This is a genomic window from Kitasatospora sp. NPDC101235 (genome assembly GCF_044767505.1).
In the GTDB taxonomy this organism is placed as follows: Bacteria; Actinomycetota; Actinomycetes; order Streptomycetales; family Streptomycetaceae; genus Kitasatospora.
In genome coordinates, this window is sequence record NZ_JBIWNZ010000040.1 from 15,795 (window position 1) to 28,591 (window position 12,797).

Annotated in this window: 8 protein-coding genes; all 8 read left to right on the top strand. The window is 73.6% G+C overall.

The window, feature by feature from the left end:
• The first annotated feature begins 123 nt into the window (after positions 1 to 123).
• The 8 genes from nadA to ACIRRH_RS39095 are packed head-to-tail and all read left to right on the top strand — an operon-like array spanning position 124 to position 12,776.
• Positions 124 to 1,170 carry a quinolinate synthase NadA gene (gene nadA, locus ACIRRH_RS39060; protein WP_403077321.1) on the top strand — a complete coding sequence of 349 codons (1,047 nt, stop codon included), beginning with the start codon at positions 124 to 126 and terminating at the stop codon, positions 1,168 to 1,170.
• Positions 1,167 to 2,789 (top strand): L-aspartate oxidase, encoded by a 1,623-nt coding sequence (locus tag ACIRRH_RS39065; RefSeq protein WP_403077324.1) that lies wholly within the window; start codon positions 1,167 to 1,169, stop codon positions 2,787 to 2,789. Before nadA ends, ACIRRH_RS39065 begins: the two co-directional genes overlap by 4 nt.
• Positions 2,786 to 3,712, top strand: a complete 927-nt coding sequence (nadC, locus tag ACIRRH_RS39070) for a carboxylating nicotinate-nucleotide diphosphorylase (protein WP_403077327.1) — start codon at positions 2,786 to 2,788, stop codon at positions 3,710 to 3,712. Before ACIRRH_RS39065 ends, nadC begins: the two co-directional genes overlap by 4 nt.
• Positions 3,709 to 9,351 carry an SDR family NAD(P)-dependent oxidoreductase gene (locus tag ACIRRH_RS39075; protein ID WP_403077330.1) on the top strand — a complete coding sequence of 1,881 codons (5,643 nt, stop codon included), beginning with the start codon at positions 3,709 to 3,711 and terminating at the stop codon, positions 9,349 to 9,351. The genes nadC and ACIRRH_RS39075 overlap by 4 nt, the downstream gene beginning before the upstream one ends.
• Entirely contained in the window at positions 9,348 to 10,286 is a 939-nt protein-coding gene (locus ACIRRH_RS39080) for a 3-hydroxyacyl-CoA dehydrogenase family protein (protein ID WP_403077332.1), read from the top strand. The genes ACIRRH_RS39075 and ACIRRH_RS39080 overlap by 4 nt, the downstream gene beginning before the upstream one ends.
• A gap of 47 nt (positions 10,287 to 10,333) precedes the next feature.
• Positions 10,334 to 10,585, top strand: coding sequence for a phosphopantetheine-binding protein (locus tag ACIRRH_RS39085; RefSeq protein ID WP_403077334.1), 252 nt, complete (start codon positions 10,334 to 10,336; stop codon positions 10,583 to 10,585).
• Positions 10,586 to 10,605: 20 nt separating this feature from the next.
• On the top strand, positions 10,606 to 11,742 hold the full coding sequence (locus tag ACIRRH_RS39090; protein WP_403077336.1) for an acyl-CoA dehydrogenase family protein: 1,137 nt from the start codon (positions 10,606 to 10,608) through the stop codon (positions 11,740 to 11,742).
• Positions 11,739 to 12,776 (top strand): HAD-IIIC family phosphatase, encoded by a 1,038-nt coding sequence (locus tag ACIRRH_RS39095; protein ID WP_403077338.1) that lies wholly within the window; start codon positions 11,739 to 11,741, stop codon positions 12,774 to 12,776. Before ACIRRH_RS39090 ends, ACIRRH_RS39095 begins: the two co-directional genes overlap by 4 nt.
• Positions 12,777 to 12,797 lie beyond the last annotated feature (21 nt).

Below are 12,797 nucleotides of genomic sequence, written 5' to 3' on the forward strand. Positions count from 1 at the left end.
CTTCTTTAGCGTCGGATATCCGGCAGAACGGCGAGCTTTAAGGTCGGTTTTAGGGCGCCGGAATACGTTGTTCACCTCAGACGAATTCGTTCGCCAGGCTTTCGGTTGGAAGGGCTTGAACAGATGACGGCGGAAGTGATTCCCGTGGTGGCCTCGTCCGAAGGGGAGCACCCGGAGGGTGATCTGACCCCGTACGGAGGGGTGGTGGCCGACGAGGCCTGGCGCGACGAGGTACTGCGGCTCGCTGAGCAGCACAATGCGGTGATTCTCGCGCACAACTACCAGCTCCCGGAGATCCAGGAAATCGCACACCACGTGGGCGACTCTCTCGGACTGAGCCGGATCGCCGCCGAGTGCGACGCCGATACCATCATCTTCTGCGGCGTCCACTTCATGGCGGAAACGGCCAAAATGCTGGCCCCCGAGAAGCGGGTCATCATTCCGGACGCCCGGGCCGGTTGTTCGCTGGCTGACTCCATCACCGCCGAAGAGCTGCGGGCGTGGAAAGCCGAGCACCCGGGCGCGGTGGTGGTCTCGTACGTGAACACCACCGCCGAGGTGAAAGCGGAAACCGATATCTGCTGCACGTCCTCCAACGCGGTCGAGGTGGTCGAGTCGATCCCGGCCGACCGCGAGGTGCTCTTCTGCCCGGACCAGTTCCTCGGCGCCCACGTCAAGCGGGAGACCGGCCGCACGAACATGCACATCTGGGCCGGTGAGTGCCACGTGCACGCCGGCATCAACGGTGCCGAGCTGGCCGACCGGGCGGCCGCCAACCCCGACGCCGAGCTCTTCGTCCACCCCGAGTGCGGCTGCGCCACCTCCGCGCTGTACCTCGCGGGCGAGGGCATCGTGCCCCAGGAGCGGGTGAAGATCCTCTCCACCGGCGGGATGCTCGACGCGGCGCGCGAGACCGGGGCGCGTTCCGTCCTGGTGGCCACCGAGATCGGGATGCTGCACCAGCTGCGCAAGGCAGCGCCGGAGATCGACTTCCGGGCCGTCAACGAGCGCGCCTCCTGCCGCTACATGAAGATGATCACGCCGGCCGCGCTGCTGCGCGCGCTGCGCGAGGGCGCGGACGAGGTGCACGTGGACCCGGAGGTCGCCGGTCGTGGCCGGGAGTCCGTCCAGCGGATGATCGCCATCGGCCGGCCGGGCGGTGGCGAATGACCGACCCGCGCTGGGAGGCCCGCGCGGACCTCGTGGTGGTGGGGACCGGCGTCGCCGGCCTGACCGCCGCCCTGACCGCCGTCGAACTCGGGCTGCGGGTCCTGGTGGTGACCAAGGGTGCCCCCGAGGACGGCAACACCCGCCACGCCCAGGGTGGGGTGGCCGTGGTTCTGCCTGCCGCGCACGAGCCCGGGGACACCGTCCAGCGGCACGCGCAGGACACCCACGTGGCCGGCGCCGGACTCTGCGAGGACGGCGCGGTCGAACTGATCGTCGCGCACGGTCCGGACGCGGTCGAGCGGCTGCGCCGGACCGGCGCCCGGTTCGACACCGGCGACGACGGCGCCCTCGCCCGTACCCGCGAGGGCGGCCACAGTGCCTTCCGCATCCTGCGCGCCGGGGGCGACGCCACCGGCGCCGAGGTCGAGCGGGCCCTGCTGGCGGCCGCCCGCGACCGCCGGGTCATCGTGCTGACCGGGCACACCGCCCTGGACGTGCTGCGCACGCCCGACGGCGCGGTGGCGGGCCTCGCGGTGCTGGACCCGGCGGCCGTGCCGGGCCTGATCGCAGCCCCGGCCGTGCTGCTGGCCACCGGCGGCCTCGGACAGCTCTACCAGGCGACGTCCAACGCGGAGGGCGCAACCGGCGACGGACTCGCCCTGGCGCTGCGCGCCGGAGCGAGCCTGGCGGACCTCGAATTCGTCCAGTTCCACCCGACGGTGCTGTTCACCGGCCCCGGTGCGCGCGGCCGCCGGCCCCTGGTCACCGAGGCCGTCCGCGGCGAGGGCGGCGTCCTGCTGGACACCCGGGGCGAGCGGGTGATGACCGGCGTGCACCCGCTCGCCGACCTCGCCCCGCGCGACGTGGTGTCCGCCGCCATCACCCGCCGGATGGCGGAGACCGGCAGCGACCACGTCCTGCTGGACGCCACCCACCTCGGGCCGGAGGCCTTCCGGCGCCGCTTCCCGACCGTCCACGCCATGTGCGCCGCCGCCGGCGTCGACGCGGCGCGCGAGCCCATCCCGGTCGCACCCGCGGCCCACTTCTCGTGCGGAGGTGTGGTGGCGAGCGTCGACGGCCGCACCGAGGTACCCGGGTTGTACGCGGCCGGCGAGGTCGCCCGCACCGGACTGCACGGCGCCAACCGGCTCGCCTCAAACAGCCTGCTGGAAGGGCTCGTGGTGGGGGAGCGGGCGGCACGGGCGGTCGCGGCCGACCTCCGCGAGCGCACCCCGATCGCCCGGGACACGGCGCTCTGGCCGGACCGCCCGGCCGTCGCGGCGGTGGCGGACCGCCCCGTGCTACAACGGGCGATGAGCCGTCACGCGGCCATCGGCCGTACCGCGGACGGCCTGGCAGAGGCCGCCGCCACCATCGCCGCCGCCCACCGGCGCCCGCTCGACTCGGCCCCGGCGGTCGAGGACGCGGCGCTCGCGCTGGTGGCCGACGCCCTCCTCGGTGCCGCGGCCGAGCGCCGCGAGACCCGCGGCTGCCACGTGCGCACCGACTTCCCCGGCAGCGACGACATCGCTTGGGGCCGCTCGACGACCGTACGGCTGGACGCGGCCACCGGACGACCGGCCGTCCACCACCCCGTTCCCGTGGGAGGAGCAGCATGATCGCCCAGGCCTGGTCGCCCGCGACCGACGAGCGCCTGCGCGCCGCCGGCATCGACGCCGAGGACGCCCGCCGGGTGGTCGTCACCGCGCTGGAGGAGGATCTCCGCTACGGCGCCGACGCCACCACCGACGCCACCGTGCCCGCCGACGCCGTCACCGCGGCGGTCGTCGCCTCCCGGCAGCCGGGAGTGCTGGCCGGCATGCCGGTGGCGCTGGCCGTGCTCGACCTCGTCACCGGGGGGCGGTTCGAGATCGCCGAGTGCCGCGCGGACGGCGACCGGCTCGGCCCCGGTGACGTCGCGATGCGCGTGACCGCCCCGACCCGCGAACTGCTCGTCGCCGAGCGCACCATGCTCAACCTGCTGTGCCACCTCTCCGGCATCGCCACCCTCACGGCCCGCTGGACCGACGCGCTGGCGGGTACCCACTGCACGGTCCGCGACAGCCGCAAGACCCTGCCGGGCCTGCGCCTGCTGGAGAAGTACGCGGTGCGCCGAGGCGGCGGCGAGAACCACCGCCTCGGCCTCGGCGACGCGATCCTCGTCAAGGACAACCACATCGTCGCCGCCGGATCGGCGGGCGCCGCGCTGCAGGCCGCCCGCGCCCATGCCACAGGCCTGCCCTGCGAGGTCGAGGTGACCACCCTCGCCGAGCTCGACGAGGTGCTGGCCCTCGGGGCCGACGAGGTGATGCTGGACAACTTCACCGTCGAGCAGTGTGCCGAGGCGGTCCGACGCCGCGACGCCGCGGGCACCCGCACTCGCCTGGAGGCCTCCGGAGGGCTCACCCTCGACGTCGCCGCCGCGTACGCCCGCACCGGCGTCGACCTGCTCGCCGTCGGTGCGCTGACCCACTCGGCGCCCGCACTGGACCTGGGGCTGGATTTCGCCCCCCACACCGAAGGAGGAGAGGGGCAGCGATGAGTCGACGCGAGATGGCCACCGCCGGCGCCCCCGACAACCGCATCGCGGTGGTTGGCATCGGCTGCCGGTTCCCCGGCGCCGACGGACCGGGCGCGTTCTGGCGCAACCTGCGGGACGGCACCGAGAGCGTCACGTTCTTCGACGACGGGCAGCTGACGGCCGCGGGCGTGCCGGAGGCGCTGCGCGCCGACCCCGACTTCGTCCCGGCCCAGGCCGTGCTGAACGACGAATTCGGCTTCGACGCGGGCTTCTTCGGCGTCAACCCCCGGGAAGCGGACATCATGGATCCGCAGCACCGGCTGATGCTGACGTGCGCTTGGGAGGCCATCGAGGACAGCGGACGCCGCCCCGACCGGCTCGACGGCAAGGTCGGCGTCTTCGCCGGCGGCTACCGCAGCGACTATCTCCAGCACGTGCGCACCGACGGGGACGGGGGCGCGGAGTTCGCCCGCGACGTCGCCAACGACAGCGACTACCTGGCCACCCGCGTCTCGTACAAGCTCGGCCTGACCGGCCCGTCGGTGACCGTGCAGACCGCCTGCTCCACCTCGCTGGTCGCGGTGCACCTCGCCTGCCAGAGCCTGCTCACGGGCGAGTCCGACACCGCGCTGGCCGGCGGTGCCACCGTCCGCTCGGGCCACCAGCGGGGCTACGTCTTCCAGCGCGGCGGCATCCTCTCCTCCGACGGGCACTGTCGCGCCTTCGACGCCGCCGCCGAGGGCACCGTCATCGGCGACGGCGTGGGCGTCGTGGTGCTGCGTCGGCTGGCCGACGCGATCGCCGACGGCGACCCGATCCGGGCCGTGATCCTCGGCTCCGCTGTCGGCAACGACGGCGCCGACCGGGTCGGCTTCACCGCCCCCAGCGTGCAGGGCCAGTCCGAGGTTGTCCGCACCGCGCTGGAGCGCTCCGGCGTCCACCCCCACACCATCGGCTACGTCGAGACGCACGGCAGCGGCACGCCGCTCGGCGACCGCATCGAGATCGACGCGCTCGACCGCGCCTTCCGCGCCGCCGGGTGGCGCGAGGGAGACTGCGCGCTCGGCTCCGTCAAGACGAACATCGGGCACACCCACGCCGCCGCCGGCATCGCCGGTCTGATCAAGACCGTCCTCTCGCTCCAGCACCGGATGCTGCCGCCGACCCTGCACTACGAGCGGCCCAACCCGCGGATCCGCTTCTCCCGCACCCCGTTCCGGGTCAACGACCGACTCACCGCGTGGACGGCCGGATCCGGCCCGCTGCGGGCCGGGGTCAGCTCCTTCGGATTGGGCGGCACGGGCGCGCACGTCGTCCTGGAACAGGCACCGGAGCCGGCCGTCCACGCGGCGGACGAGCCTGACGGCCGCTGGCAGCTGCTGCCGGTGTCCGCCCGCACCCCGGAGGGCGCCGAGCAGGCCGCCGAGCAACTGGCCGCCCACCTTGCCGACCACCCCACACTGCGGCTCGCCGACGTCGCCCGCACGCTCCAGCACGGCCGCGGCCACTTCCCGCACCGGCGGATCGCCGTCGCCCGCGACCTGGACGGGGCCGCCGCCGCGCTGCGCGGCGCCTCCGCCGACGCCCTCTTCGCCGGGCAGGCCGCGAACGAGGCCCCGCCGGTCGCTCTCCTGCTGACCGGCCTGGGCGACCAGTACCCGCAGATGGGGCGTCAACTCTACGAGACCGAACCGGTCTTCCGCGCCGAGGTGGACCGCTGCGCGGCCCTGCTGAAGGAGCGCTCCGGCATCGACCTGCACGCCGCGCTCTACCCCGGGCCCGCCCCCGTCGACGCCTCAGCCTCCGCCTCTGCTGACGAGCCGGGGCAGGGCCCCGACCTGCGCCGGCTGCTCGGCCGCGGGGCGGACCCGGCGGCGGGGCTGAGCGAGACCGAGCAGGCCCAGCCGGCCCTGTTCGTCGTGGAGTACGCGCTGGCCAGGCTGCTGGAGCACTGGGGGGTCCGGCCGGACGCCCTGATCGGCTACAGCCTGGGCGAGTACGTGGCGGCCTGCCTGTCGGGCGTGCTCACCCTGGAGGACGCGCTGACCCTCGTGGCTGCGCGGGCCGAACTGATCGGCCGGCTCGCCCCCGGAGCGATGCTCGCGGTGCCGCTGCCCGAGTCGAAGGTCCGCCCGCTGCTCGGCGACCGGCTCTCGCTGGCCGCGGTCAACGGGCCGGAGCTGTGCGTGCTGTCCGGCGAGCCGGACGCGATCGCCGCAGTCAAGGCTGACCTGGCCGCCGAAGGCGTGGCCACCCGCCGGCTGAACGCCTCGCGCGCCTTCCACTCCGTCATGATGGAGCCGGTCGTCGAGGAGTTCACCAAGCTGGTGGCGGGCTTCGCGCTGAAGCCGCCGTCCGTCCCGTACCTATCCAACGTGACCGGTGACTGGATCACCGACGAGCAGGCCACCGACCCCGACTACTGGGCGCGGCACCTGCGCGAGCCGGTCCGGTTCGCCGACGGCGTCCGGAAGCTGTGGTCTGAGCCGGAGCGGGTCCTGCTCGAAATCGGCCCGGGTGCCACGCTGGGCGGTATCGCCCTGCGCAACCGCCCCGCCGAGGACACCGCGGCCCAGCTGGTGCTCGCCACCCTGCCCCCGTCCTTCGACCGGCGGCCGGCGGCCGGGTTCCTGCGCGGCACGCTCGGCAAGCTCTGGCTCGCCGGGGTGCCGGTGCAGTGGCCCGCCATCGAGGGCGGCCCGGCCCGGGTCGCCCTCCCCACCACCCCCTTAGACCTGCGCGAACACCGCGTCACCCCGCGCTGGGAGACCGAGCAGGCCACGACGGCGGCCGCCCCCGAGCTGGTCCGCCGGGAGAACCTCGCCGAGTGGTTCTCGGTGCCGGGCTGGGAACCGCTGCCGCCGCTGTTCGCTGGGGCCGGCGCCGCCGGCGATCCCGCCGACTGGCTCGTGTTCCTGGACGACCGGGCGGTCGGCGACCACGTCGTCACCCGGCTGACCGAGCGCGGACACCGGGTGGTGACCGTCTGGCCCGGCGACGCGTGGCAGGCGCTGGGCAACGGCCGCCACACCGTACGGCCGGACCGGGCCGAGGACTATGCCGCGCTGCTGCGCGAGCTCGACCGCGCCGGCACGCTGCCGCGGCACATCGTGCACTGCTGGAGCGTGACCGGCTCGGACGACCGCCCGGCCCCTACCGAACTCCGCCGGCGCACCTTCGACAGCCTGCTGTTCCTGGCCCAGGCGCTCGGCGCGACCGGCGCCGCCGAGGAGGTGGCCGTCACGGTCGTCTCCAGCGACCTGCACCCGTGGCAGGGCAGCGACTCGCAGCCGCTCAAGGCCCTGCTGCTGGGCCCCACCCAGGTCTGGCCGCGCGAGTCGGCGGGCGTCGCCTGCCGCAGCGTGGACATCAGCCTCACCGCCCCGGCGAGCCGCCGCGACCCGGCCCGGGCGCTGGACGCCCTGGTGGCGCAGCTGCACCAGCCGGTCACCGACACCCAGCTCGCGCTGCGTGGCACCAGCCGCTGGCGGCGGGTGTTCCTGCCCGCTCCGGTCGACGGCCCCTCCGCGGTTGACGGCACGGAGCAGGCCAACCCCTGGCTGCGCCGCGGCGGCACCTACCTGATCACCGGCGGCCTCGGCGGCATGGCCCTGGAGCTGGCCGCCCACCTGGCCCGGACGGCCGGCGCCAACCTGGTGCTGATCGGCCGGCACGGGCTGCCGCCCCGCGAGGAGTGGGACGCCCTGGCCGCAGACTCCAGGGCGGACGCCGCGGTGGTGCGGCGGATCGAGCGGGTGCGGCAGCTGGAGGCGCTCGGCAGCCGGGTCGAGGTCGTCCGCGCCGACATCACCGACGGCCCGGCCGTGGCCGCGGCGATGCGCCGGGCCGTGGAGCTCTTCGGGGCCGTGCACGGCGTCGTGCACGCCGCAGGCGTGCCCGGCGGCGGCCTGATGCAGCTCAAGGACCCGCAGGCGGCCGCCGAGGTGCTGGCGCCGAAGGTGGAGGGCACGCTGGCGCTGCTGGCGGCCTGCCGCGAGGTCGCGGCGGACCTGGACTTCGTCGTCCTGTGCTCCTCCCTGCTGTCCGTCACCGGCGGGCTCGGGCAGGTGGACTACTGCGCGGCCAACGCCTTCCTGGACGCGGTGGCGCACCACCACGACGCCCTCGGCGACCTGCCAGTCACGGCGGTCAACTGGGACGCTTGGCGCGAGGTCGGCATGGCCGAGCGCACCGTCGGCGGCTCCGCGGCGGCCGACGCGGGCGCCGAGGCGCAGGCCACCGAGCTCGGCCACCCGCTGCTCCAGCGCCGCCGTACCGCCACCGAGCGGCACGCGGTCTACGCGGCCGACTTCAGCGCCGACCGCAGCTGGCTGGTCGATGAGCACCGGATGCTGGGCCACCCGGTCGTCCCCGGCACCGGCCACCTGGAACTGGTCCGGGCGGCGGTCGCCGAGCACTCCGGCCGGGAGCTGCGGGAGCTGTCCGACATCACCTTCTTCGCCCCGATCGTGGTGGACGAGGACCGGCCCCGCGAGGTCCGGGTGGTGCTCGCCCGCACCGGCGAGGACTACGCCTTCTCGGTGGTCAGCCGGTACGACGGCAAGGCCGCCTGGCAGCTCAACTCCACCGGCACTGCGACGGCCGGCACGGCGACCGCCGGCGACCGGGGAGCGGGGCCGGTCGGCGAGCGCCTGGACGTCGCGGCCATGACCGGGCCGGACGGCCTGCGCCCGGTGGAGAACCCGGTGCACGAGGGCCCGATGGGCTTCTCCGGCCGCTCGCTTTGCCTGGAGCGGATGTACGCCGGCGACCGGGAGTACCTGGCCCTGCTGGCCCTGCCGGAGCCGTACGCCCAGGAAGTCCCGGAGCTGGCCCTCCACCCGTCGCTTATGGACCTCGCCACCGCCTTCGTCGGCGTGCACGCGGCGCAGGACTTCCGCATCCCGATCTCCTACGGCCGCATCACCCAGTACGCCCCGCTCACCGCACGCGTCTACAGCCACCACCGCTACGCCGTGGCCGACGACCCGGCGCTGGAGACCCTCTCCGCCGACGTGACGATCACCGACGAGGACGGCCGCGTGCTGGTCGTCGTCGAGGGCTTCGTCCTGAAGCGGACCGGTGACCTCACCGAGCGGCTGGCGGGCCTGCGCGACGGCAGCTCCGAGGAGATCGTCGGCTACCGCTTTGCCAAGGCCGAGCCGGAGCGCGAGGCGCCGGGCGTGGCCTTCCTGCGGCAGCAGCTGGAGCAGGGCATCCGGCCGGGCGAGGGCGTGGCGGCCTTCGACCGGATCGTTGCGGCGGGCCCGGGCCCTCAGATCGCCGTCTGCACCCAGGACCTGGACGCGGTGCGGGCCCAGGTGATCGCCGAGGGCGAGCAGCCGCAGCAGGCCGCCGCCGGCGGCGCTCCGGTCGGCCCCGCCCACCCCCGGCCGCACCTGATGACCCCGTACACCGCCCCGCGCGGGGAGACCGAGACCGCGCTGGCCGCGCTCTGGCGGGACCTGCTGGGCCTGGACCGGGTCGGCGTGCACGACGGCTTCTTTGAGCTCGGCGGGCACTCGCTGCTGGGCATCCAGCTCACCGCGCGGCTGCGCGCGGAGCTGGGCGTCGACGTGGCCGTCGGCACCATCTTCAACGCGCTGACGGTCGCCGAGCTGGCCACGGTCGTGGACCGGGCGAAGGCGGAGGCCCGGTGACGGCCGCCGGGCGGGCGGCCAGCGCGGAGCGCGAACGGAACGACAACGGCATGGAGGAGAACATGGAAGCGCTGCGGGTGGTCGGTGTGGCCGGCGCCGGAGTGATGGGCCGTGAGGTGGCCCTGGTGCTCGCCCAGCACGGACTGCGGGTGATCCTGGTCGACATCTCTGAGGAGGCGCTGGCGGGGGCCCGTTCGGCGATCGAGCAGAAGGTCCGCTTCCAGCGGCTGCTGGGCGCTGGCGGGCCGCAGGTCCCGCTGGCCGAGGTGCTGGAGCGGATCACCTTCGCCACCGACTACAGCGGGTTCACCGAGGTGGACTTTGTCATCGAGAACGTCACCGAGGACTGGGAGACCAAGCGCCGGGTGTACCAGGAGATCGACCGGCTCTGCCCGGAGCACGCGGTCTTCGCGGTCAACACCTCCTGCATCCCGATCACCAAGGTCGGCGGCGCGGTGTCGCGCCCGGACCGGGTCGTTGGCACTCACTTCATGAACCCGGTCACGCAGAAGCCGGTCGTCGAGGTCATCCGGGGGCACCACACCTCCGAGGCGACCACCGACACCACGCGGCGGCTGCTCGCGGCGATGGGCAAGGAGGGCATCGTCGTCAACGACGCGCCCGGCTTCGTGTCCAACCGCGTCCTGATGCTGACCATCAACGAGGCGGTCTTTCTGCTCCAGGACGGCGTCAGCACCGTCGAGGACGTCGACCGGATCTTCAAGACCTGCTTCGGCCACCCGATGGGGCCGCTGGAGACGGCCGACCTGATTGGGCTGGACACCATCCTGCTCTCGATCGAGGGCCTGCACGAGAGCTTCGGCGACAGCAAGTACCGGCCCTGCCCGCTGCTCCAGCGGATGGTCCACGCCGGTCTGCACGGCCGCAAGAGCGGCCGTGGCTTCTACGACTACGGCGGGCGGCCCGCCGCCTGACGCGGCCCGCCCGCTGCCCACCCTGCACCCTTCACAGAGAGGTCCCGATGGACGCCATCAAGTCCGCCACCAGGGAATTCATCGGCAAGTACGTCCGCAACCGCGAACTCGCCGACAGCGACGACCTGTTCGCCTCCGGCTTCGTGAACTCGCTGTTCATCATGCAGCTGGTGATGTTCGTCGAGAGCGAGCTGGCGACCCCGGTCGCCGACGAGGACCTGGAGATGGACAACTTCCGCAGCGTGGACGCCGTCGCCGCTTTTGTGGCGCGCAAGGCCGCGGCCACGCCGACCGCCTGACGAGTACAGGGGAACGCACGATGCAGTTGACGGCGCGGCAGGAGAGCATGTTCGCGGAAGCCCGGTCCTACGTGGCGAAGGAGATCGCCCCGTACGCCGGCGCATGGGACGAGAACCAGGCCGTGCCCGAATCGGCCGTCGCCGGCTTCGCCGCGCGCGGCCACCTCGGCGCACTGGTGCCCCCGGAGTACGGCGGCGCCGGGCTCGACGCGGTCTCGTTCGGGCTGCTGAACGAGGCGGTTGGCCACGGCTGTTCGTCGATGCGCAGTCTGCTGACCGTGCACAGTATGGTGGTGCACGCGGTGACCCGCTGGGGCAGCGAGCAGCAGCGCGCCCACTGGCTGCCCCGCCTCGCCAGTGGCGAGAGCGTCGGCGCCTTCGGGCTCTCCGAGGCCGAGGCCGGCAGCGACGCCGGGCGGCTGCGCACCACCGCGAAGCGTCTGCCGGACGGCGGCTACACCCTCACCGGCGGCAAGAAGTGGACCACCTTCGGACAACGGGCGGACGTCTACCTGGTGTTCGCCCGATTGGACGACCGGATCACCGCGTTCCTGGTCGGCCGCGACGCCCCCGGGCTGGAGGTCGTGCCGGTCGCCGGCATGCTCGGCACCCGGGCCTCCCTGCTGGCCGAACTACGGCTTCAGGACTGCCGGGTGCAGGCCGAGGCCCTGGTGGGGCGGCCCGGATTCGGCCTGTCGGCGGTGGCCACCAGCGCGCTGGACATCGGCCGCTACAGCGTGGCGTGGGGGTGCGTCGGCCTGCTCGCCGCGTGCGCCGACGCCGCAATGGCGCACGCCGACGAGCGGGTCCAGTTCGGCAAGCCGCTGGGCGAGCACCAACTGGTCCGCCGCATGATCGCCGACATGGTCACCGACACGACAGCGGCCCGGCTGCTCTGCCTGCGGGCCGGGCAGCTGAAGGACGCGGGCGACCCGGCGACGGTGAACGCGACCTGGATGGCCAAGTACTTCGCCTCCGTCAAGGCGTTCCGCGCGGCGGCCGACACCGTACAGATCTTCGGGGCCGCGGGCTGCGCCGAGGGCCACCCGGCCCAGCGCATGCTCCGGGACGCGAAGATCATGGAAATCATCGAGGGAAGCACCCAAGTGCAGCAGGACTACCTGGCGCAGGCCGCCCTGCGGGAGCGTGCCGTATGAGCGCGACCGGCAAGACCGTGAAGTGTGTGGTGTGGGACCTGGACCACACCGTCTGGGACGGCGTGCTGCTGGAGGACGGACAGGTCACGCTGCGGCCCGGCGTCGCCGAGGCCATCCGTACCCTGGACGAGCGCGGCATCCTGCACTCGATCGCCAGCCGCAACGACCACGAGGCCGCCATGGCCCGGCTCGAGGAGCTCGGCCTGGCCGAGTACTTCCTGCACCCGCAGATCAACTGGGGCGCCAAGTCGACGTCCGTGCGGTCCGTGGCCGAGGCGCTGAACATCGGCCTGGACACGATCGCGTTCATCGACGACCAGCCCTTCGAGCGGGACGAGGTCTCCTTCGAACTCCCGCAGGTGCGCTGCCTGGACGCGGCCGAGCTGCCCGGACTGACGGGCATGCCGGAGCTGATGCCGCGGTTCGCCACCGAGGACTCCCGGCGCCGCCGCGAGATGTACCGCGCGGACCAGGTCCGCAAGGACGTCGAGGAGAAGTTCGACGGTGCCCAAGACGAGTTCCTGGCCCGCCTGGGCATGCGGTTCGCGATCGCCCCCGCGAGCGAGTCGGACCTCCAGCGCGCCGAGGAACTGACCGTCCGCACCAACCAGTTGAACACGACCGGCGTCACCTACTCGTACGAGGAATTGGACGTCTTCCGCACCTCGGACCGGCATCTGCTGCTGACCGCCTCGCTGACCGACCGCTACGGCCCGTACGGCACCATCGGGCTGGCCCTGGTGGAGCAGGGGGCGGAGGACTGGCACCTCCGGCTGCTGCTGATGTCCTGCCGGGTGATGTCGCGCGGCGTGGGTACCGTGCTGATCAACCACGTCAAGCGGCGGGCCCGGGACGCGGGCGCCCGGCTGATCGCGGACTTCGTGCCGACTGACCGCAACCGGATGATGTACGTCTCCTTCAAGTTCAACGGCTTCGAGGATATCTCCCGCGAGGACGGCCTGGTGCGCTTCGTCGCCGACCTGTCGTCCATCCCGCCGGACCCGGCCTACCTCGACGTCCAGGTAGCCGGATGACCGGCCGAGGGGGCCGGCCAC

Coding starts and splice junctions, on each gene's coding strand:
- nadA (WP_403077321.1), top strand. CDS start 124: ATGACGGCGGAAGTGATTCCCGTGGTGGCCTCGTCCGAAGGGGAGCAC.
- ACIRRH_RS39065 (WP_403077324.1), top strand. CDS start 1,167: ATGACCGACCCGCGCTGGGAGGCCCGCGCGGACCTCGTGGTGGTGGGG.
- nadC (WP_403077327.1), top strand. CDS start 2,786: ATGATCGCCCAGGCCTGGTCGCCCGCGACCGACGAGCGCCTGCGCGCC.
- ACIRRH_RS39075 (WP_403077330.1), top strand. CDS start 3,709: ATGAGTCGACGCGAGATGGCCACCGCCGGCGCCCCCGACAACCGCATC.
- ACIRRH_RS39085 (WP_403077334.1), top strand. CDS start 10,334: ATGGACGCCATCAAGTCCGCCACCAGGGAATTCATCGGCAAGTACGTC.
- ACIRRH_RS39090 (WP_403077336.1), top strand. CDS start 10,606: ATGCAGTTGACGGCGCGGCAGGAGAGCATGTTCGCGGAAGCCCGGTCC.
- ACIRRH_RS39095 (WP_403077338.1), top strand. CDS start 11,739: ATGAGCGCGACCGGCAAGACCGTGAAGTGTGTGGTGTGGGACCTGGAC.